The following is a 19,722-nucleotide window of genomic DNA, read 5'->3' as shown; positions in this document are numbered from 1 at the left end:
CCTCGGCGAGCATTTGCGCGCCTACCCGACATCCATGTCGCGGTACCCGCTTCCGGCCGGAATACGCGCCGAGCCCGGCGAATGCGAGAATGGGGGAACTATGACCGTCTCCCTGCCTCTGGTTTTCGACGCTCCACGTCGCGGTATGCCGCCGCGGCACCTCGCCGACCTCGACGCGGAGGCACGCAAGGCGGTAGTCGCCGAACTCGGTCTGCCGAAGTTCCGCGCCGACCAGATCGCCCGGCAGTACTACGCCAGGCTGGAGGCCGATCCGCGCCGGATGACGGATCTGCCCGCCCCGGTGCGCGAGGCGGTGGGCGCAGCGCTGTTCCCGCCGCTGCTGTCGGTGGTCAAGCACGTGGCCTGCGATGACGGGCAGACCCGTAAGACGCTGTGGCGCGCGGGTGACGGCACCCTGCTGGAGAGCGTGCTCATGCGCTACTCCGATCGCAACACCCTGTGCATCTCCAGCCAGGCGGGCTGCGGAATGGCGTGCCCGTTCTGCGCCACCGGGCAGGGCGGTCTCAACCGCAACCTGTCGACCGCGGAGATCGTCGATCAGGTGCGCGCCGCTGCGGCCGCGTTGCGCGACGGTGAAGTCGCCGGTGGACCCGGGCGGTTGTCCAATATCGTCTTCATGGGGATGGGTGAGCCGCTGGCGAACTACAAGCGCGTGGTCGACGCGGTGCGCAGGATCACTTCACCCGCGCCGGACGGGCTCGGAATCTCCCAACGCAATGTGGTCGTCTCCACCGTCGGATTGGCTCCGGCGATTCGCAAACTCGCCGATGAGGGACTTGCCGTCACCTTGGCGGTGTCGTTGCACACCCCCGACGACGAACTGCGCGACACCCTGGTCCCGGTGAACAACCGCTGGCCGGTCTCGGAGGTACTCGACGCCGCCCGCTACTACGCCGACACCACCGGCCGCCGCATCTCGATCGAATACGCGCTGATCCGCGAAGTGAACGATCAGCCGTGGCGCGCGGACATGCTCGGCGAGAAATTGCACAAGGCATTGGGCTCGCGAGTGCACGTGAATCTCATCCCCCTGAATCCGACCCCGGGCAGCAAATGGGACGCCAGCCCCAAACCGGTCGAACGAGAATTCGTGCGCCGGGTGAACGCCCAAGGTGTGCCGTGCACGGTCCGCGACACCCGCGGCCAGGAGATCGCCGCAGCCTGCGGCCAGCTCGCCGCCGAGGGCTGATCGGGCGGTCTCAGGCTCGGTTCTTGGCGGGGCGGTTGGTGGCGGCGCGGCGTTCGGCTTCCTTGGTTTTGATGCGTTCGTTTTCCGCGCGTACCGCTACCAGGGATTCGCGTTCGCGCAGCAACCAGGCCGGGGGATCGGCGAGTAGGGCGTCGATCTGGTCGGTGGTGAGGGCGTCGGAGACGTCGGCGCGGGCCAGGCCGCTGTGCGAGATGCCGAGTTTGCGGGCTACCACGTCGCGCGGGAAGGGGCCGGTGCGGCGTAGTTCGGTGAGCCAGGCGGGTGGGTCGGTGCGCAGTTTTTCCAGGTCCTCGCGTGTTATGGCGGACTCGCGGAACTCTTCGGGCGCCGCAGGCAGGTAGATGCCGAGTTTGTTCGCCGCCGTGAGGGGCTTCATGGTCTGCGGTTTCCGGTCGGGGCTCACCGCGCAAGTTTATGCGAACGCCTGCGCGACCCGAGCCGCCGCCCACCGTTGTGCGGTACAGGTGCGGCTCGATCGCCGGTCGGATGGCCGCCATCGACGCTGCCGTCTGTCGGGAGTCGCGGATGACCAGGCTAACGTTGGTGCGATGAGCCGGTTCGACTCGATCGATCCCACCCGCCTGCGCTGGTTCAGCGTGGTCGCCGAGGAATTGCATTTCGCGCGTGCGGCGAAGGCGCTGAACATTTCTCGTCAGCGACTCAGTCGTACCGTGATCGAACTCGAAGAGGAATTGGGGACGAAACTCTTCGTTCCCGGCGCGCAACCTACGCAGCTCACCGACGACGGTCGGGTGTTGTTGGAACAGGCGCCCGATTTGATCGCGGCCGCCGAGGTCGTGGCGATCGAACCGGAATCGGTGACGGCCGCGTCGCTGCGCGTCGGATTCGTGCCCGGTGTCACCGTTTCCAAATGGACACGGATCTGGGCCGAGCGTTTTCCCGACGCGGCGTTGGAGACGGTGCCGGTCGCGGCGGCCGAGCAGCTCGACGCACTGTGTGGGGAACGCGTTGACATGTGTTTCGTCCGGCTCCCGATCGATCGGGATGGTCTCAGCGCCATACCGCTGTATCGCGAGGTGCCGGTGGTCGTGGTGCCGAAGGACCATCCGGTTTCGGTGTTCGCCGAGGTCGGCATGGCTGATCTGGCCGACGAGCGCGTGCAGGAGGACCACGCGGTCGACGATGCCGCGATCACCTTGGAAATGGTCGCCGCAGGCGTCGGTCTGGCGATAGTTCCGCATTCGATCGCTCGCCTGCATGCCCGCCGTGACCTCGTCTACCGCACGGTCACCGACGCGCCGGACACCGAAATCGCGCTGGCCTGGCTGACCGAGCGCACCCGCGAGACCTTCGAGGATTTCGTCGGCGTGGTTCGCGGCCGCTCCGAGCGTAGTTCGCGGTCACCGGCACGCGTGGAGACTGCCGGGCGCGGGGCGAAGAGCACAGGCGGACGCGGCGGCGTCCAGAAAGCAGTCCCGGCTCGACGGGCCGCGAAAAAGATACCGAAACGCCGCAGCCGCTGAAGCGAAGGTTGTTCCTGCTGTCGGACCGACGCTGTCGTTCACTTCTGCCGACTGGGCGCTGTCCGCCATTCCCCTGACTGCGCGGCGTTCGCACTGCCGCTGACCCGGCGGCGGTTGTGACGACCGCCGCCGGATACGCACGAGTTATTTCTCGACGGTACGGGCGAGAATGCCGAGCGTGGCGCGTAGGCCAGCCTCGGGGATGACCGGGAAGAGGCCCGATTCCCGGTAGACCTGCGCGATCTGGCTCCAGTCGTAGTACGAGGTGACCAGCGTGCCGACGTCGCTGGGTTCCAGTCGGTATCCGTACCGATGCTCGATCGGCGGGTCGATGGCCGCCGCGATCCCCCATTCGAGATGGGCGTCCTGATCGAACCCGGTGATGACGACCGTCACGTCGTATTTGCCCAACGGCATGTCGTTGAGCGATTCCCGATCCATGTGCACGACGAATTGGTCACCCACCGCCGTGACATCTTCGCCTTCCGCCGACTGCAGCATCCCCGAGCTGTCGATCGCCACATGCCCGTCCGGCGAACACAATACGCCGAAGATCTCCGCGGGCGCCGCCGCGATCTGCCGCTGAACTTCGAACCGTTCTTCAGTCATACCCTCCACCATTGCACAGCCGAACCCTCATGCGAGAGTGACATTCTCCGGCCCGATTCATAGGCAACAGGCATGAATTGGGTGCTGGAGCAGATCGTCGGGGAAGAGGCGGAACGCTTTGTGTTCGCTGCCTGGTTCGCCGCCGGGTATCACGTGATCGGGGTGTTGGCGAAGTCGTCGGCGAGGTAATCATCGACGCGTTCGGCGAGCGCGGGGTCACCGCCGGCGAATCGGCGCAGTCGTAGCGGCTCGGTTCTGCGGCGTAGACGCTGTGCGGCCGGATGTATCGCAGCGCGGACGAGTTCCGCCTCGCTGACGTCTTCGCGCGCGGCCGCATCCTTGATCACGGCCAGATCATCGGCATCGGCGTAAACCATCGTCCGCTTCAGAGGTATATGAGCACCGCGACATATATGCCATTGGCGTTCGAGAAAAGCTCACCGGCCCCGTGCGGCACGGGAGCGGCGAGGTGAGCCTGGTTCAGCGGGGTTTGCGGGAGTAGATCTTGTCGTAGATCACGATGCCGATCAGGGAGGCCGCGAAGCCGATGAGGAACAGGTCTTCGATCTTGCCCTTGTGGTTGCCGATGATCATCGCGAGCAGGATGACGGCGACGACGATGGCGGCGATCTTGAAGGTGCGGGGGGATTCGCCGCTCCAGCCCCATTCGGCCGAAGGAACCTCGGCGGTGTCCACGTGGGTGACGACGGCGCGCTCGGTGTTGGCGGGTTCGAGTTCCGTGGCGGCCACGATCGCTCCTTGATTCGAGGTTCGGGTTGGCCCGTATGCGGGGCGCTTCCCGGATATCGTGACATACGACCGTCCGTCGTAGCCAGTGGCCCTGCCACAATGGGGCCGTGTCCGACATCGTGAGAGTTCTGCTGCTCGGCAGCACCGGATCCATAGGCACCCAGGCGCTCGAGGTGATCGCCGCCAACCCCGACAAGTTCCAGGTGGTCGGGTTGGCGGCGCGGGGCGGGAACACCGAGCTACTCGCGGCGCAGATGACGGCGACGGGCACTCGCAATGTCGCGGTGGCCGATCCTGGTGCGGCGCGGGCGCTCGGACTCGAACTCGGCGGCCCGGCGGCGGTGACCGAGTTGGTGCGCCGCACCGAGGCCGATGTGGTGCTGAACGCGCTGGTGGGGTCGTTGGGGCTGGAACCGACTCTGGAGACGTTGCGTTCGGGCACGAGACTGGCGTTGGCCAACAAGGAGTCGCTGGTCGCGGGCGGTTCGCTGGTGACCCGTGCGGCCGCGCCGGGGCAGATCGTGCCGGTGGACTCGGAGCATTCGGCGCTGGCCCAGTGCCTGCGCGGCGGTCGGGCCGAGGAAGTCGATCGCCTGGTGCTCACGGCCTCGGGCGGACCGTTCCGCGGTTGGACCGCCGAAATGCTGGAGTCGGTGAACCCGGCCGAGGCGAAAACCCATCCGACCTGGTCGATGGGCCTGATGAACACGTTGAACTCGGCGTCGCTGGTCAACAAGGGACTCGAGTTGATCGAGACGCACCTGCTGTTCGGCATCCCCTACGACCGCATCGACGTGACCGTGCACCCGCAGTCGATCGTGCATTCCATGGTGACCTTCACCGATGGTTCCACACTCGCCCAGGCCAGTCCGCCGGATATGAAGCTGCCCATCGCGCTGGCGCTCGGCTGGCCGGACCGGGTGCCCGGCGCGGCCGCGGCCTGCGATTTCGGCACGGCCGCCACCTGGACCTTCGAGCCGGTGGACGCCGCGGTGTTCCCCGCGGTCGAGTTGGCGCGGCAGGCGGGGACGGCGGGCGGCAGCGTCACCGCCGTCTACAACGCGGCCAACGAGATCGCGGTGCAGGCGTTCCTGGACGGGAAGATCTCGTTCCCGACGATCGTGGGCACGGTGGCGCGCGCGGTGGAGGCGGCGGATCGGTGGCGAGCCGAACCGGAGAACCTCGCGGATGTACTTGCCGCCGACAGCTGGGCGCGCGACTACGCGCGCGCACTGGTCGAGGGCTGATCCGCCGCGGCGGGGTGATTCGACGCGCGCGTATGACCCCGCCTGGCAGACTGTCGGGTGAGGGCCGGTTGGCCTGCGGCTACTGTGGTCGGGTGCGCTCGATCGAGCAGGTCGCGAGCATCCGGATGTTCGCGGCCGATCCGGCGGCCGGTGTGAGAGGCGAGCCGCGTCACGCAGGAGGGCTGTTCATCAATGGTGTTCGCATTGGGTTTCGTGTTGTTCGCCCTCGGCATCACGATATCGGTCGCGTTGCACGAATGCGGCCACATGTGGACCGCGCAGGCCACCGGCATGAAGGTGCGGCGCTATTTCATCGGTTTCGGCCCGAAGGTGTTCTCCTTCCGGCGCGGTGAGACCGAATACGGGCTCAAGGCGCTGCCGCTCGGCGGATTCTGCGATATCGCGGGCATGACCGCGCTCGACGAATTGGAGCCGGAGGATCTGGATCGCGCCATGTACCGGCAGGAGACGTGGAAGCGGCTGCTGGTGATGTTCGGCGGCATCCTGATGAATTTCCTGCTCGGTTTCATCCTGGTCGTTGTCCTGGCCATCGGCTGGGGACTGCCGCGTTTCGATCAGCCGCCCGCCACCGCGCTGGGCACGATGGGCTGTGTGCCGCAGCAGATTCCGGACCGCAGTACGCAGCCCTGCACGGGTTCGGGTCCCGCGCAGCAGGCTGGTCTGCGGCGCGGCGACGTGGTGACGGCGGTCAACGGCGTCCCGGTCGACACGTGGCAGAAGTTCCAGTCCGAGACCCAGAAGCAGACCGGTCCGTTCACCTACACGGTGCGTCGCGACAACCAGACCCTCACGATTCCGGTCGACCCGGTGCGGGTCATGCGCTACCCGCAGGACGGCGGGCCCGGCCGCGAGGTCAGCGCGGTCGGCGTCGGCGCCGACTACTACGAACCCGAGCAGTACGGCGTCCTCGCCGCGATCCCGGCCTCGCTGGTCTTCACCGGCGACATGTTCGTGCGCACCCTCGAATCGCTGGCCCAGATGCCGCAGAAAGTGTCGTCGCTGTGGACGGCGGTGACCGGGGGCGAACGCGATCCCGAGACCCCGGTGAGCGTCTACGGCGCGAGCAAGATCGGCGGTGAGAGCGCCGAACGCGGACTGTGGAACGTCTTCATCGTCGTGCTCGCCAGCCTGAACTTCTTCCTCGGCGCCTTCAACCTGCTGCCGCTGCTGCCGCTGGACGGCGGCCATATCGCGGTGGTGCTCTACGAGAAGGTGCGCAACAGCCTGCGCATCCGGCGCGGTCTGCCGCCGGGCGCACCGGTGGACTACCTGAAACTGCTGCCGGTGACCTATGTCGCGGTGGTGCTCGGCGGCGCGTACATGGTGCTGACGCTTGCCGCCGACATCATGAACCCGATCAAGCTGTTCTAGGCGCGCGAATAACCCATCGCGAGCGCGCCGAGGCGGGTTTGCGATGGGCAACCGGGGACAGGTCGCTGTCAGCGCGTCTGTCATCGCACTCACACGGTGGTCCCCGCGTCGACGCGACTAAGCTTGGCGGGCGAACGGCACGCTCAGACCGCAGGAAAGAAGGCAGCCGACAGTGACCAGCACAATCGGATTGGGGATGCCGACCGCGCCGGCGGCCGTTCTCGCTCCCCGACGCAAGACCCGTCAGTTGATGGTGGGCAATGTCGGAGTCGGTAGCGATCACCCGATCTCCGTGCAGTCGATGACCACGACCAAGACCCACGACGTCAACGCCACGCTGCAGCAGATCGCCGAGCTCACGGCCTCGGGCTGCGACATCGTGCGCGTGGCGTGTCCGCGTCAGGAGGATGCCGACGCGCTGGCCACCATCGCCGCGAAGTCGCAGATCCCGGTGATCGCGGACATCCATTTCCAGCCGCGCTACATCTTCGCCGCGATCGACGCGGGCTGCGCCGCGGTGCGCGTCAACCCGGGCAACATCAAGGAGTTCGACGGCCGCGTCGGCGAGGTCGCCAAGGCCGCGGGCGCGGCGGGCATCCCGATCCGCATCGGTGTGAACGCCGGGTCGCTGGACAAGCGGATGCTGGAGAAATACGGCAAGGCCACCCCGGAGGCGCTGGTCGAGTCGGCGCTGTGGGAGGCGGGCCTGTTCGAGGAGCACGGCTTCGGCGATATCAAGATCTCGGTCAAGCACAACGACCCGGTGATCATGGTCGAGGCGTATCGGCAGCTCGCGGCGCGGTCGGACTATCCGCTGCACCTCGGCGTCACCGAGGCGGGCCCGGCCTTCCAGGGCACCATCAAGTCGGCGGTGGCCTTCGGCGCGCTGCTGAGCGAGGGCATCGGCGACACCATCCGGGTCTCGCTGTCCGCGCCGCCCGCCGAGGAGGTCAAGGTCGGTGGACAGATCCTGCAGTCGCTGAACCTGCGGCCGCGCAAGTTGGAGATCGTGTCCTGCCCGTCCTGCGGCCGCGCCCAGGTCGACGTGTACACCCTCGCCAACGAGGTATCGGCCGGGCTCGAGGGGATGGAGGTCCCGCTGCGGGTGGCCGTCATGGGCTGCGTGGTGAACGGTCCCGGTGAGGCCAGGGAGGCCGACCTCGGGGTCGCGTCCGGCAACGGCAAGGGGCAGATCTTCGTCAAGGGCGAGGTCATCAAGACGGTGCCGGAGGCCCAGATCGTCGAAACCCTCATCGAGGAGGCGATGCGCATCGCCGAGGAAATGGGCGAGGAGTCGGGTGAACCGGTCGTCACCGTGAGCTGACGCCGCGCCGAACCGGTCGGATCCGGCGGCGCGGAGTGATCTTTTCCGGATGCGCATACCGCGCCGCCGCTTTTCGTGGCAGTCTGTCGATGTGCGGAGTCTGCTGGAGCCCGCGCGCCGGGCGAGGATCGCGCCCGCGCGTCAGCTCGCGAACAAGGACCTGGCACAGGTCCTCCGTGTTTTGGACACCGATCCGGTGGCCTCGTGCATGGTCGCGGCCCGAGTACAGGAGTTCGGTCTCGACACACGCGCGGGCAGCGGCGAATTGTGGACCCGGGGTGGCCCGCAGGATTCGCTCTGCTTCTCCGGGGCCAACCTGGTGCCGTTGCGCGGCGATCACGACGCGTTGCGCGCCTTCGCCGACCGGGCGATCCGATGGCCTCGGATGTGTTCGTCGGTGGTCGGCCGCCAGGAGTTGGCGCTGCCGCTGTGGGAGTTGCTGAGCAGGCGCTGGGGCCCCGCCCGTGAGCTGCGCAGCGAACAGCCGCTGCTCGCGCTCGCCGAGTCGCCGGTTGCGGCGCCCGATCCGCTGGTGCGCCGCGCCAGGCCCGACGAACTCGACCGCTACCTGGTGGCGGCGATCTCGATGTTCATCGAGGAGGTCGGTGTCGATCCGCGCGCGGGCGACGGCGGGCGCGGGTATCGGCGGCGGATCCAGAGTCTGATCGAATCGGGTCGGGCCTGGGCGCGTTTCGTCGACGGCGAGGTGGTGTTCAAGGCCGAGGTCGGGTCGCTGTCCCGGCGCACCGGGCAGATCCAGGGCGTGTGGGTGCATCCCGAGCATCGCGGCCACGGACTCGGCACCGGCGGCACGGCGGCGATCGCGAAGGCGGTGGTTGCGTCGGGGCGTACCGCGAGTCTGTATGTCAACGACTACAACCAGGTGGCGCGGCGGGCGTACGCGCGGGTCGGTTTTCGGCGGGTCGCGACCTTCGCGACGATTCTGCTCGACTGAATCGCGCCGCGCGAGTGCGCAATCCGTGATTTGCCGACAGTTGGCCGATACCATCGGAGTCGATGTCGATTCGTCTGATCGTCGCACCCGTCGTGATCGCGCTCGCCGTGACGGCCGCAGGATGCTCCGCGAGCTCACAGGGGCCCGTACCCGCCGCCGACGCCTTCGTCACCGCGTTCGCCGCCCGTGATCTCGATCGCGCCGCCGGGCTAACCACCGTGCCGGACAAGGCCGTCGCCGCATTGGAATCCGCGTGGGATCACCTGCAGGCGGAGGGTTTGCGCGCCGAGACCGGTGCGGCGAGAGTGACCGGCGACACCGCGACCGTCGAGTACACCTACGAGTGGGCGCTGCCGAGGAACCGGACCTGGCGCTACACCGGACAGTTGCAGCTCGGCCGCAGCGACGGACGCTGGGTGGTGCGCTGGACCTCCTCCGATATCCACCCGAAACTGGGGGATACCCAGACCATGATGTTGCGCGCGAATCCGGCGCCGCGCGCACGGGTGAACGAGTCGTCGGGCAGCGATGTGCTGGTGCCGGGCAAGGTGACTCGGGTGGCGTTCACCCCCGCCGAGGCCGCGGACGCCGGCACGGCGGCGAAGGCGCTTGCCTCGGCGCTGATCCGATTCGACAAGCGGCTGACACCGGAATTCGTCCTGAACTCCGCGCGGGCCGCGGCAGGCGCGTATACCGTGGCCTTGCTGAGCGAGGTCGAATTCGACCAGGTCCGCGATGAGATCCTTGGGCTGCCCGGTGTGCGGCTGACCCAGGAATGGGATCTGATGCCGACCGACCGGGATTTCGCGCCCGACCTGATGACCCAGGTCAGGCAGACGGTGATCGCCGAGGTGGACGGCAAAGCGGGCTGGAGCGTGGTCACCGTCAATGCCAACGGAGTCGACACCGATGTGTTGAAAGAGGTTGCTTCGCAACCGGCTCCGTCGTTCGCGCTGAGTATCGACCGTTTCGTGCAGTCGGCGGCGCAGCGCGCGGTGGACGCGCCCGCCCAGCAGACCATGATGGTGGTTTTGCGTCCGTCGACCGGCGCGATACTCGCGGTGGCGCAGAATCGGGCCGCCGATCGGGACGGGCCGGTGGCGACCATCGGCCAGTATCCGCCGGGTTCGGTGTTCAAGACGGTGACCGCGGCGGCCGCCATCTCGGCGGGTATCGCGACGCCCGACACGGTGGTTCCCTGTCCGAGCCGAATCGTCATCGGCGAGCGGACGATCCCCAACTACAACCTTTTCGGTGTCGGCGATGTGCCGATGGCGACGGCCTACGAACGGTCGTGCAATACCTCCTTCGCCAAACTCGCCAGCGCGCTGCCCGGCCTGGCGCTGCACGAGGCGGCCGCGAAATTCGGTGTGGGGCAGGGGTATACGCTGGCCGGTCTGCCGACGATCTCCGGCTCGGTGCCGCCTGCGGAGGATCTGGTGCAGCGCACCGAGGACGGCATCGGGCAGGGCAAGGTCGTGGTGAGCCCGTTCGGGATGGCGGTGATGGCGGCCACCATCGCCGCGGGCACGGCGCCGGTGCCGTATCTGATCGCCGGTCGTCCCACGATCGTCGACGGTGCGCGTCCGCCCGTCGAACCGGCGGTCATCGATGGTCTGCGGTCCATGATGCGCATGGTGGTGACCGGCGGCACCGCCGAGCGGATCGTCGACCAGGGCGAGGTGTTCGGCAAGACCGGCGAGGCGGAGGTCGAGGGCGGATCACATTCCTGGTTCGTCGGGTTCCGCGGTGATCTCGCGTTCGCGACCTTGCTGGTCAAGGGCGGAAGTTCGGACAACGCGGTGGGCGTGACCCGCGACATGCTCGCCGCGCTGCCTGCCGGTTATTGAGAGATGTCGTTGCCGCGGTCAGCGGGATTCAGACGCGGTGCAGGGTGGCGGCCAGATGGTGGGTCAGTGGCTCGCCGACCGCGGCCATGCGCAGGGTGTAATCGATGGTGTCGCCGACGAGGCTGAAACTGCGGCTCAGCGCGGTGACGAGTTTCGCGGTGCCGCTGCGCCCGATATCGGTGGAGTCGAATTCCATACGCAGCTCGTCGTCGGTGACGGTGAGTTCGCCTTCGCAGATCTCGGTGATCCCGGTGGGGTGGGCGAGGATCAGTTCCAGGCGTCGTGGCCGAGGGCAGCGCAGATATCCGGTCTCGGCGTGCATGGGCCGTCCGCCGTCGGCGGCGCGGGTGCGCTGCTTGTAGGTGAGGAAGGGCCGCCCGAGATGACCGAAGCGGATTTCTTCGAGGTAGTCGAACGATTCGATGGTCGGGTATTCGCCGTGCCCGGCCCCGCGCCACGCGCCGAGCAGCGGTGCGAGCGGAGCGACATCGGGGTGCGGTGCCACGGGCTGTTGGGGTTCGACCACGCGCGACAGCATAGTGCCCTCGAAACTCACCGCCACCGACACACCGGCGACCGCCCGATTGCGTCGCCGTCCCGGAATCGTGAGCATCTGAGCCGAGCAACTCGTTGTTGCCGCCGAGGCGCACCGAGACGCAGCTACCGGGCGTGATCCGGTGGTCGGCGCGGGCGGTCGCGCGAGTCCGGCGGGCGCGGCCGGTGCTGGTGTGGCGCCCCCCACGCCTCGGCTTCGTCACCTCTCGGAGTAGCCGTCCGCCGCGGCGGGACCGGTCTTAGGCAGGTCCCGGCGCCGCGTGCTCACCCGGAGCCGCTGTCCGCCGTGTCGGCCCAGCGACGTGACCAGTCCCATACCGAGGTCAGGGCGGTGCCGAGTTCGGTTCCGGCGAGGGTGAGTTCGTAGATCTTGGCGGGGGTCTTGACGACCAGGTCGGCGGCTTGGAGTTGTTGCAGGCGTACCGAAAGCACGCTCGAGGAGCACTGCCCCATGCGCCTGCGCAGTTCGAGGAAGCCGAGGGGTGCGGGTTCGAGTTCCCAGAGCACGCGCAGGGTCCATGGCCTGCCGAGGAGTTCGATGGCTGCCAGCACCGGTTCGTTCGCCGGGTCTTCGTGACCTCTGGAGGGCTTCGCTCCGCTTGCACTTCTCATTTCGAACTACCATAGTGATTCGAAATCAGAAGCAAATCGCCGGGACCTCCGGTGAGTGAGGAGTGGAAGTGTCGGACACCACCGGACAACGCATCGTCCTCGTCACCGGCGCCGCGCGCGGCATCGGCGCCGAGACCGCCCGCGTCCTCGCCGCCGAGGGCGATCACGTCGTGGTCAACTACCGCGAGAAGCGCAAGCGCGCCCAAGGTGTGGTGGACGCGATCCGGGCGGCGGGCGGCAGCGCGTCGGTGGCGGGCGCCGATATCGCCGCACCGGAGGCCGCGCGGACACTGATCGACGGCGTGGTCGCGGAATTCGGCCGCCTCGACGTGCTCGTGCTCAACGCCTCCGGCGGCCTGGAACGGGGCGCCGACCCCGGATACGCCATGGCCATCAACCGCGACGCCCAGCGGCGACTGGTGGAAGCGGCGGCGCCGCATATGCGTTCGGGCGCCCGCATCGTCTTCGTGACCAGCCACCAGGCGCATTTCCACGGGCGCAAACCGGTCCCCGAGGACTACGCGCCCATCGCCGCGAGCAAGCGCGCCGGTGAGGACGCGCTGCGGGCGATGATTCCCGAACTCGAGGCGCGCGGTATCGAGCTGCGGGTGGTCTCCGGCGACATGATCGAGGGCACCATCATCGTCACCTTGTTGGAGCGGCGGAATCCGGACGCGGTGTCGGCGCGCAAGAGCCACGGGGAACTGCCCACCGTCGCCGAATTCGCGGGCGCGGTTGCCGCCGCGACACGGGCGACGGGCGTGTCCGGGGGCACCGTGTATGTCGGTGGGGCGGACTATCTGGTCGAGGTCGGGGCTGTAGGCGTGGGGGCGGACAAGGGGGACGACCTGGTTGTCCGCATTGGTTCGGGGTTGTCCGCGGCGTCGCTCGAGAGAGAATTCGGTGGCTGATGGGAGGCCGATGGACAGGCGGCGCGAGGCTATGACGAATGTGCGTGGCAAGACCGATGTGCGCGATCGGGCGGCGGTGCGCGAGGAATGGATGCTGCCGGCGAAGGAGCTGATCATCGCGGCCTGCCGGGGACTGCCGCACGACAACCATCCGATGCTGGACGCGGCGGGCGAGCTGGCGCGGCTGCACGAGATCCGGGAGCGCGCACCGCGATTCGATGTTTCGAAGCTGGATCGGCGGCGGACGCAGCTGGTTCGGGCGGTCGACCGGTGGATCACCCTGGTGACGCCGATTCCCTACGAGTCGGTCGGCGCCGAGGACGAGACCGTTGGCCGCGTCGTCGACCGGCTGGCCGAACTCGTCGCGCAGACCCACAGCCCGATTCCGGATCCGCCGGATGTGTCGAGCGCCGAGGCGTGGATGCGGGTGAGCGAGGTCGCCGACAGTTACCAGGGTCTGGTGGACGGCCTGCGCGCGGGCACCTGCTGACCGGCGAAGATCAGCGGCTTCCCCGGCCGAACAGCCGGAATCCGCGCCCGCGCTTACCGGGCAGGGTGGCGTAGACCATGGTCATGTCGGCGAAGACCTCGGCCTCCTGTTCGCGGTCGGCGCCGAATTCCGTGCGCCCGAACACTTGTCGGGAGCCGAGCGAGGGCAGCAGCGCCGCCAGTGACGGGGCGAGCGCCGTCTGCTCGGGTTCCTCGTCGAAGTGGTCGTGGCCGAGCAACATGTGCCCGATCTCGTGCAGGATGATGTGCTCGGCATTGCGGTCGGTGGCGTCGGCGTCGTAGACGATGATGTCGTCGTACGCGCGTGCGACCCACAGTCCCTTGCCGCGACAACCTTTCTCGGCGAGCAGTTCGGCGGACACCGGGCGCAGCGCGATCGAACGACCGCGGTGCGCGGCGACATCGGCGAGATAGGCGTTGAGGTTCCACGGTTTGGGGAGCGGCACCGTGCGGGCAGCGTCACCGAAGTGGGCTTCCATGCTGGTCATCGGGGCACACCTTACCGATCCCGTCGAGCGGCTTCATACCCGCATACCGGACTTCACGCCCGTGAAGTACCCCGATGTCCGTCGCTCAACCTTCCGATGCCGTGACCTCCTCGGTCTTCGGCGGTTCCCGGTGCAGCACCCGGATCAGCACGTGGTTGACGAGCCAGAGAACCATTCCGATGGCGAGCAGGATGCCCGCGATGACGTACTGCTGGGTATTGCGATCGGTCCACGGCGTCACCAGGAATCCGCAGGTCAGCGCGCCGACGACGGGCAGAGCGGTGGGGGTGCGGAAGTGGTCGTGCTCGACCGGGTCGCGTCGCAGCACCAGCACCGCGATATTCACCACGGTGAACACCGCGAGCAGCAGCAGCGCGGTGGTGCCGCCGAGTTCGGGCACTTCGCCGACGAACAGGATCAGGCCGAGGGCGAGCACGGTGGTGAAGGCGATGGCCACGTACGGCGTGCGGCGGCCCGCGTGCACCTTGCCGAGCGGGCGCGGGATCACGCCTTGGCGCGCCATGCCGTAGAGCAGCCTGCTGGCCATGAGCATGTTGATGAGCGCGGAGTTGGCGACCGCGAACATGGTGATGAACGCGAAGATATGCGTGGGGAATCCTGGCGCGCCGACTTCGACGACCTTCAGCAGCGGCGTGTCGCCCGAGCCGAGTTCGCCCGGGGGCACCAGCGCGATGGCGGTGATCGAGACGAGCACGTAGATGAGTCCGGTCACCATCAGTCCGGCGAGCAGGACTTTCGGGAAGATCCGGCTCGGCTCCTTGCATTCCTCGGCCATGTTCACCGAATCCTCGAATCCGACCATGGCGTAGAAGGCGAGGGTGGTCGCGACGATGACGCCGCCGAGCGCGCTGCGGTCACCGGTGTCGAATTCGACCACCCGGCCGAAGTCGCCGTTGCCGAAGCCGAGCGCCCACAGTCCGATCACGATGACGATCAACAGTCCGCTGAGCTCGACGCAGGTGAGCACCACATTGAGTTTCACGCCCTCGCTGACCCCGCGCAGGTTGATCGCGGCGACCACGAGCATGAACGCCAGCGCGACCAGGGTGACGCCGATGCCGGTGCTCAGGTCGAATTCGAAGGCTTCGGCGAAGTTGGCGGCGAAGGCGCGTGCGGCGGTGGCGGCCGAGGTGATACCGGAACACATCACCGTGAAAGCGACCATGAAGGTGAGGAAGTGCACACCGAACGCCTTGTGCGTGTAGAGCGCGGCGCCCGCGGCGTGCGGATACTTGGTGACCAGTTCCAGGTAGCTGAACCCGGTGACCAGCGCGACCGCGAACGCGACGAGGAACGGCACCCACACCGCCCCGCCGACCTCGTTGGCGACCTTGCCGGTGAGCGCGTAGATGCCGGTGCCGAGGATGTCGCCGATGATGAACAGCAGCAACAGGCCAGGACCCATCACACGTTTGAGCGTCGGTTCTGGTGTCTGCCCTGATTCGGCGGTCACATCTGCCATGACGTGTCTCTCCTGGGTTCGGAACGGAATAGGGGGATACCCCGTTCGGGTGCCGAGTAGTCGCCGTGCTTCCGTGCGGTGGCGCCGAATCCGATTCGGGGTGAACCGGTCCGGCCGCTGTCGCGTTTATACCCATAGCGGCCGTGCCCCGTCGCACCGCACCCCTCGCGCTGTACCGCGGGGCGGCTGTCGGGCACGGCCGCGCGGGATGGAGGTGCCGATGCTCGACGTGCTCGTCCCCGCCGCGCGCCAGTGGTGGGTCCTGGCCGCGCGTGCGATCAGGCCATCGCTGCGCAACGGCGAGGTGTTCACCGCGTTGCTCGCGCCCACCGTGTTCACCCTGGGCTTCTATGTGCCGCTGAACATGGTGATGAACGTGTACGGCCACGGGCTGAGCAGTTACGCCCAGTTCCTGATGCCGATGATCGTCATGCAGTCGATCTCGTTCTGCGCGACCTCGGCCGCCTTCCGCGCGGCGGTGGACGCCCGCGACGGGCTCAATCGGCGATTCGGCGCCATGCCGATGCCGACCGCGCTGCCGCTGGTCGCGCGGATCACCGCGGCGATGTATCGTGCCGCGGTCGCGCTGGCGGCGGCGCTGCTGTGCGGATTCGTGATCGGTGTGCGCTTCTACGGAAGTCTCGCCGACACAGTGGGTTTCGTGGCCTTCGCCGGGTTGATCGCGGTGACCCTGTGTGTCGGCGCGGATGCGCTCGGTACGTACACGCGCAGTCCGGAGGCGAGCACCCAGTCGCTGGTGCTGCCGCAGCTGATCCTCGGCATGGTCTCGACCGGGTTCGCGCCCGCCGCGCAGTTCCCGTCCTGGATCAGGGGTTTCGCGCGCGACCAGCCGGTGTCGCAATGGGTGTTCGCGTTGCGCGCGTTCGCGGGCGATCCGTCCGGGAACGCGGGCGAGGTGGGATTCGCTGTCCTCGGTCCGGCGACCGCGTGGGCGGCGGGGTTGCTCGCGGTGTTCGGGGCGGCGGCATGGGGGCTCGCGCGGCGGAGGTCGTGGTGATCGCGCCGCGGGTGGTCGGGCCGACCGAGACCTGGCGGCACGCGACGACCCAGACGGCGGTGCAGACCCGGCGGTTGCTGGTGCGCTGGTGGCGCGACCCGTTCACCGTCGTGCAGTCGCTGCTGTTCCCGGCGTTGCTGCTGGTCGTGTTGAATACCGTGCTCGGCAAACAGATCTCGGCGGCGGCCGGGTCGAACGCGCTCTACGGTTCGGTGCCGATGGTGGTGCTGGTCGGGGTGATGTCGGGTTCGCTGGCGGGCGCGGTGACCCTCGGGCGGGAACGCGACGCCGGGCTGCTCGCCCGGTTCTGGGTGTTGCCGGTGCACAGGGCGTCGGGACTTGCGGCCCGCGTGGTTGCCGAGGGAATCCGAATTCTGTTGTGCACCACGGTTCTGCTCGGCGTCGGCACGGTCCTGGGGTTCCGTTTCGAGCGGGGTGTGTCGGCGGCCGCGGCGCTGTGGGGCGTTCCGCTGATGTACGGACTCGGATTCGCCACCCTGGTCACCGCCGTCGCCACGCTCGGCGCGAAAGCGGCACTGGTCGAGGCGATTTCGCTGGCCTCGTCATTGCTGATGTTCTTCAGCACCGGATTCGCGCCCACGCACGCCTATCCCGGCTGGGCGCGGCCCATCGTCGAACATCAGCCGATGAGCCACGCCATCGACGCGATGCGCGGACTCGCGGCGGGCGGGCCGGTGCGGGAACCGCTCGGCGCCACCGCGATCTGGTCGCTGGGCGCGCTGCTGGTCTTCGCGATTCCCGCGGCCGTCGGCTACCGGCGCGCGAGCCGCCGCTGACCGGTCATCGGCGGCCAGGGGACGCCTCGGCGACGTCGCGGACCAGGGCGATGGAATCGCGCGGACTGAGCGCCATGGCGCGCAGCTGGTCGAATATCACGCCGAAGCGGCGGATCTCGGCATGGCCCTCGATCAATTCGTCGCCTGCGATCCCTTCCACGTAGACCAGTTCGGGATCGTTGGGTTCGGGGAAATCCAGCAGTGTGAACGAGCCGGGCATACCGGGATGCGCGCCCGCGTCGAAGGGCAGGATCTGCAGGATGATGTTCTTCTGTTTGCTCTGCTCCACCAATTTCCCGAGCTGTCCGTACATGACCTCGGGGCCGCCGACCACGCGGCGAATGGCCGCCTCGTCCAGGACTACCCATAATTCGAGCGGCTCCTCCTTGGTGAGGACGATGGCGCGATTCATGCGCGCCGCCACCCTGCTCTCGGTGACCGCCGCTTCGACCTTCGGCATCGAGGTGTCGATAACCGCGCTCGCGTACTGCGGGGTCTGGAGCAGGCCGGGAATATAGGAGGTCTGGTAGTGGCGCGCCGAGAGCGCCTCGGATTCGAAATTGATATACGCGGAATAGACTTCGGTGAGATTGGCCTCGTATGGCCGCGACATTCCGGGCTTCTGCGCGTCCGACAGCAGATCCAGCGCGTATTTGCGCCGATCGGGTTCGATGTCGTACAGGTCGAGCAAAGTCATGAGGGTGCGCCGCTGCGGCCTGGCCTGTGCCGCCTCGATGCGATACAGCGTGGTGACATTGATCCCGGTCTTGCCGCTGACCTCCTCCTTGCTCAGCTCGACGCCCTCGCGCATCTCGAACAACAAGGCGGCCAGACGGCGCAATCCGGCGGTGAGAACGGTGCGCTTGCCTGCCATGTGGCCAATCCTTCCATCCCGAGCGGTATTCGACTCTCATATCGCCGCGTCGTTATGGGTTTCGCGGTGCGGAATATCCGAATTCGGGCCTCGCTCAGGTCTGCGGCATCGGCAATGGGATGACGATGCCCATCGGCAGCGTGATGCTCGGCTGATGCGTGGGCGGTGCGACGGATTCGGGTTGTCGCTGCTGTTCTTCGAGCGGGAACGGTTCGGGGGCCGAGGGCCGACCGGGTTGCTCGGTGTCGGCGGGATCGGAATGCATAGGAGTGCAGAGCACTCCGCATTCGAGGGTGAGGCCGGGCATACTGACCAGCGGTGGTGTCACGCGTGGCGGCGCGCTGACCTCGACCATCGGCTGCAGGGTGAGTGGGCGGTCCTCGGCCCGAGACCCCACGGCGAGCAGTCCCGGATCGGACGAGGTGGCGCGTGGCGGCACGATTTCGGGCGAGAGAGCGACCCTGGTCGGCGCGCCGCCGCCGCGATAGGCCGATGACCAGCTGAGCACGTCGGCGGCGTAGGCCATCGAGTTGTTGTAGCGCAGCACCGCGCGCAGTTCCTGCGCCGGATCGCGGAGGTCGAGGCCGCCCGAGCACAAGTATTTTCCCGCGCCGAGCGCGGCGTCGAAGACGTTGTGCGGGTCGGTTGTTCCGTCGCCGTTGCCGTCGGCGGCGTACCGATTCCAGGTGTCGGGCAGGAACTGCATGGGGCCGAGCGCGCGCACGTAGCCGCCGTTCGCGGCCGGGATCACCTCGTTACCGGGCAGGGTGCCGTCGAGTACGGGACCGAGAATCGGTGTGGTCGTGGCGCCCGAGGCATCCGTGCGTCCGCCGAAGGCGTGGTCGGATTCGATGTGTCCGATGCCCGCCAGCAGGTTCCAGCTCAGCCCGCAGGACGGTTGCGCGGAGGCCATGGCCAACTCGGCATTGCGGTAGGCCGCCAGCACGATTTCCGGAATCCCCAGCGCACCGGTGGAATTCGGGAGGGAGATCTCGTGCACCGCGACGGCGGTCGCGGTCGTCGATGTCGCGTCGGCGGCCGGTGTGACAGCGTTCAGGGTCCGTGCGGCGGCGGGCAGCGCGGGCAGCAGTCCGACGGTCGTCTCGGCGGCGCCTGCGGGCACGGCGGTGATCGCGGGCAGACCCGCCGCGGCGGCGAGGACGCTCGCGGTGGCGGATTCCGGTTCGGGCAGTGGCGCTTTCGCGGCGGAACCCGTCATGACGACGCCCGCCGCCAACAATGCCGACACGGTGATCGGGGCAGATATACGCATGCGGCCACACACCCATCCCGATGGCGCGGGATCGGCGCGTCTCACCTGCGGTGAGGTGCCTTCCCCGAACGGCACCGTCCAGAAATTTGAAGAACAGTCATTAACATAGCGCACTGGATGGCCATGTGGCGAGACTTTTCGAATCGAACACTGTAGTCACATCCGGGCGCGAGGTCGGCAAGCGCCTCGATCCCGGATGTAACGGGGTGTGGTCGGCCTCCGAATGGGTAACTGAATATCTGCTGTCGGAGGTGCGGGAGTCGGGGCGGCAACGCTGTCGGCAACGGCGCGCCTGCGCGGCTCGTCGTCGAAATCTGTGTGAGACGTGCTATCAGACCGCCTAGTCGGTGCGAAATAGC

General features: G+C 67.8%; 21 protein-coding genes. 11 read left to right on the top strand and 10 right to left on the bottom strand.

All coding sequences use genetic code 11. The features are described from left to right. Nucleotides 1-100 precede the first annotated feature (100 nt). The gene (gene rlmN, locus IT779_RS03535) at nucleotides 101-1,210 is read left to right on the top strand and encodes a 23S rRNA (adenine(2503)-C(2))-methyltransferase RlmN (RefSeq protein WP_196147625.1); all 1,110 of its coding nucleotides are present in this window, start codon (nucleotides 101-103) and stop codon (nucleotides 1,208-1,210) included. Between the two features lie 10 nt (nucleotides 1,211-1,220). On the opposite strand, the gene IT779_RS03530 is transcribed toward rlmN, so the two are convergent. Then, nucleotides 1,221-1,634 carry a DUF5997 family protein gene (locus IT779_RS03530; RefSeq protein ID WP_196147624.1) on the bottom strand — a complete coding sequence of 138 codons (414 nt, stop codon included), beginning with the start codon at nucleotides 1,632-1,634 and terminating at the stop codon, nucleotides 1,221-1,223. On the opposite strand from IT779_RS03530, the gene IT779_RS03525 reads away from it, so the two are divergent. Continuing rightward, a complete protein-coding gene (locus tag IT779_RS03525; protein ID WP_232541361.1) occupies nucleotides 1,573-2,715 on the top strand; it encodes a LysR family transcriptional regulator in 1,143 nt (380 codons plus the stop codon). The two genes, IT779_RS03530 and IT779_RS03525, sit on opposite strands and share 62 nt — an antisense overlap. A 144-nt stretch (nucleotides 2,716-2,859) precedes the next feature. On the opposite strand, the gene IT779_RS03520 is transcribed toward IT779_RS03525, so the two are convergent. The 3 genes from IT779_RS03520 to IT779_RS03510 form a co-directional block, all read right to left on the bottom strand. After that, nucleotides 2,860-3,324: an SRPBCC family protein gene (locus tag IT779_RS03520; protein WP_196147623.1), complete on the bottom strand. Its 465-nt coding sequence runs from the start codon at nucleotides 3,322-3,324 to the stop codon at nucleotides 2,860-2,862. 149 nt (nucleotides 3,325-3,473) lie between these two features. Continuing rightward, on the bottom strand, nucleotides 3,474-3,701 hold the full coding sequence (locus IT779_RS03515; protein WP_198428058.1) for a CopG family transcriptional regulator: 228 nt from the start codon (nucleotides 3,699-3,701) through the stop codon (nucleotides 3,474-3,476). Nucleotides 3,702-3,804: 103 nt separating this feature from the next. Then, nucleotides 3,805-4,074 carry a DUF2631 domain-containing protein gene (locus tag IT779_RS03510; protein WP_196147622.1) on the bottom strand — a complete coding sequence of 90 codons (270 nt, stop codon included), beginning with the start codon at nucleotides 4,072-4,074 and terminating at the stop codon, nucleotides 3,805-3,807. Nucleotides 4,075-4,181: 107 nt separating this feature from the next. On the opposite strand from IT779_RS03510, the gene dxr reads away from it, so the two are divergent. The 5 genes from dxr (at nucleotide 4,182) to IT779_RS03485 (ending at nucleotide 10,842) form a co-directional block, all read left to right on the top strand. Further along, nucleotides 4,182-5,321, top strand: coding sequence for a 1-deoxy-D-xylulose-5-phosphate reductoisomerase (dxr, locus tag IT779_RS03505; protein WP_196147621.1), 1,140 nt, complete (start codon nucleotides 4,182-4,184; stop codon nucleotides 5,319-5,321). Nucleotides 5,322-5,513: 192 nt separating this feature from the next. Next, a complete protein-coding gene (locus IT779_RS03500) occupies nucleotides 5,514-6,713 on the top strand; it encodes a M50 family metallopeptidase (RefSeq protein ID WP_196147620.1) in 1,200 nt (399 codons plus the stop codon). A 172-nt stretch (nucleotides 6,714-6,885) separates the two neighbouring features. After that, nucleotides 6,886-8,037, top strand: a complete 1,152-nt coding sequence (gene ispG, locus IT779_RS03495) for a flavodoxin-dependent (E)-4-hydroxy-3-methylbut-2-enyl-diphosphate synthase (protein WP_196147619.1) — start codon at nucleotides 6,886-6,888, stop codon at nucleotides 8,035-8,037. A gap of 100 nt (nucleotides 8,038-8,137) precedes the next feature. Further along, the gene (locus tag IT779_RS03490; protein ID WP_408637722.1) at nucleotides 8,138-8,992 is read left to right on the top strand and encodes a GNAT family N-acetyltransferase; all 855 of its coding nucleotides are present in this window, start codon (nucleotides 8,138-8,140) and stop codon (nucleotides 8,990-8,992) included. A gap of 62 nt (nucleotides 8,993-9,054) precedes the next feature. Then, a complete protein-coding gene (locus IT779_RS03485) occupies nucleotides 9,055-10,842 on the top strand; it encodes a penicillin-binding transpeptidase domain-containing protein (RefSeq protein ID WP_196147617.1) in 1,788 nt (595 codons plus the stop codon). 28 nt (nucleotides 10,843-10,870) lie between these two features. Here IT779_RS03485 and IT779_RS03480 read toward each other — a convergent pair whose 3' ends face one another. Together IT779_RS03480 and IT779_RS03475 are read right to left on the bottom strand one after the other, a co-directional pair. Continuing rightward, on the bottom strand, nucleotides 10,871-11,380 hold the full coding sequence (locus IT779_RS03480) for a peroxynitrite isomerase (protein ID WP_196147616.1): 510 nt from the start codon (nucleotides 11,378-11,380) through the stop codon (nucleotides 10,871-10,873). Nucleotides 11,381-11,661: 281 nt separating this feature from the next. Next, nucleotides 11,662-12,009: a winged helix-turn-helix transcriptional regulator gene (locus tag IT779_RS03475; RefSeq protein ID WP_196147615.1), complete on the bottom strand. Its 348-nt coding sequence runs from the start codon at nucleotides 12,007-12,009 to the stop codon at nucleotides 11,662-11,664. Nucleotides 12,010-12,077: 68 nt separating this feature from the next. Here IT779_RS03475 and IT779_RS03470 point away from each other — a divergent pair, with 68 nt between their 5' ends. Both IT779_RS03470 and IT779_RS03465 read left to right on the top strand, forming a co-directional pair. Then, entirely contained in the window at nucleotides 12,078-12,920 is an 843-nt protein-coding gene (locus tag IT779_RS03470; RefSeq protein ID WP_332838629.1) for an SDR family oxidoreductase, read from the top strand. Between the two features lie 31 nt (nucleotides 12,921-12,951). Next, complete coding sequence (locus tag IT779_RS03465) at nucleotides 12,952-13,410, top strand: hypothetical protein (RefSeq protein ID WP_232541360.1); 459 nt, start codon at nucleotides 12,952-12,954, stop codon at nucleotides 13,408-13,410. Between the two features lie 10 nt (nucleotides 13,411-13,420). On the opposite strand, the gene IT779_RS03460 is transcribed toward IT779_RS03465, so the two are convergent. Then, nucleotides 13,421-13,918, bottom strand: coding sequence for a hypothetical protein (locus tag IT779_RS03460; protein ID WP_196147614.1), 498 nt, complete (start codon nucleotides 13,916-13,918; stop codon nucleotides 13,421-13,423). Between the two features lie 85 nt (nucleotides 13,919-14,003). Continuing rightward, a complete protein-coding gene (locus IT779_RS03455) occupies nucleotides 14,004-15,401 on the bottom strand; it encodes an APC family permease (RefSeq protein WP_196147613.1) in 1,398 nt (465 codons plus the stop codon). 220 nt (nucleotides 15,402-15,621) lie between these two features. Here IT779_RS03455 and IT779_RS03450 point away from each other — a divergent pair, with 220 nt between their 5' ends. After that, entirely contained in the window at nucleotides 15,622-16,419 is a 798-nt protein-coding gene (locus tag IT779_RS03450) for an ABC-2 transporter permease (protein WP_232541359.1), read from the top strand. Continuing rightward, entirely contained in the window at nucleotides 16,389-17,216 is an 828-nt protein-coding gene (locus tag IT779_RS03445) for an ABC transporter permease (RefSeq protein ID WP_196147611.1), read from the top strand. The genes IT779_RS03450 and IT779_RS03445 overlap by 31 nt, the downstream gene beginning before the upstream one ends. 4 nt (nucleotides 17,217-17,220) lie before the next feature. On the opposite strand, the gene IT779_RS03440 is transcribed toward IT779_RS03445, so the two are convergent. Continuing rightward, nucleotides 17,221-18,090 (bottom strand): helix-turn-helix domain-containing protein, encoded by an 870-nt coding sequence (locus IT779_RS03440; protein ID WP_196147610.1) that lies wholly within the window; start codon nucleotides 18,088-18,090, stop codon nucleotides 17,221-17,223. Nucleotides 18,091-18,184: 94 nt separating this feature from the next. Further along, a complete protein-coding gene (locus IT779_RS03435) occupies nucleotides 18,185-19,363 on the bottom strand; it encodes a lytic transglycosylase domain-containing protein (protein WP_196147609.1) in 1,179 nt (392 codons plus the stop codon). Nucleotides 19,364-19,722 lie beyond the last annotated feature (359 nt).

The organism is Nocardia bovistercoris (genome assembly GCF_015674855.1).
Taxonomy (GTDB): Bacteria; Actinomycetota; Actinomycetes; order Mycobacteriales; family Mycobacteriaceae; genus Nocardia; species Nocardia bovistercoris.
Note: the sequence above shows the minus strand (reverse complement) of the source record. Positions and strands in the feature narration are given on the sequence as shown.

Coding starts and splice junctions, on each gene's coding strand:
- rlmN (WP_196147625.1), top strand. CDS start 101: ATGACCGTCTCCCTGCCTCTGGTTTTCGACGCTCCACGTCGCGGTATG.
- IT779_RS03525 (WP_232541361.1), top strand. CDS start 1,573: ATGCCGAGTTTGTTCGCCGCCGTGAGGGGCTTCATGGTCTGCGGTTTC.
- IT779_RS03520 (WP_196147623.1), bottom strand. CDS start 3,324: ATGACTGAAGAACGGTTCGAAGTTCAGCGGCAGATCGCGGCGGCGCCC.
- IT779_RS03515 (WP_198428058.1), bottom strand. CDS start 3,701: ATGGTTTACGCCGATGCCGATGATCTGGCCGTGATCAAGGATGCGGCC.
- IT779_RS03500 (WP_196147620.1), top strand. CDS start 5,514: ATGGTGTTCGCATTGGGTTTCGTGTTGTTCGCCCTCGGCATCACGATA.
- IT779_RS03485 (WP_196147617.1), top strand. CDS start 9,055: ATGTCGATTCGTCTGATCGTCGCACCCGTCGTGATCGCGCTCGCCGTG.
- IT779_RS03480 (WP_196147616.1), bottom strand. CDS start 11,380: ATGCTGTCGCGCGTGGTCGAACCCCAACAGCCCGTGGCACCGCACCCC.
- IT779_RS03475 (WP_196147615.1), bottom strand. CDS start 12,009: ATGAGAAGTGCAAGCGGAGCGAAGCCCTCCAGAGGTCACGAAGACCCG.
- IT779_RS03465 (WP_232541360.1), top strand. CDS start 12,952: ATGACGAATGTGCGTGGCAAGACCGATGTGCGCGATCGGGCGGCGGTG.
- IT779_RS03460 (WP_196147614.1), bottom strand. CDS start 13,918: ATGACCAGCATGGAAGCCCACTTCGGTGACGCTGCCCGCACGGTGCCG.
- IT779_RS03455 (WP_196147613.1), bottom strand. CDS start 15,401: ATGGCAGATGTGACCGCCGAATCAGGGCAGACACCAGAACCGACGCTC.
- IT779_RS03450 (WP_232541359.1), top strand. CDS start 15,622: ATGCTCGACGTGCTCGTCCCCGCCGCGCGCCAGTGGTGGGTCCTGGCC.
- IT779_RS03445 (WP_196147611.1), top strand. CDS start 16,389: ATGGGGGCTCGCGCGGCGGAGGTCGTGGTGATCGCGCCGCGGGTGGTC.
- IT779_RS03440 (WP_196147610.1), bottom strand. CDS start 18,090: ATGGCAGGCAAGCGCACCGTTCTCACCGCCGGATTGCGCCGTCTGGCC.
- IT779_RS03435 (WP_196147609.1), bottom strand. CDS start 19,363: ATGCGTATATCTGCCCCGATCACCGTGTCGGCATTGTTGGCGGCGGGC.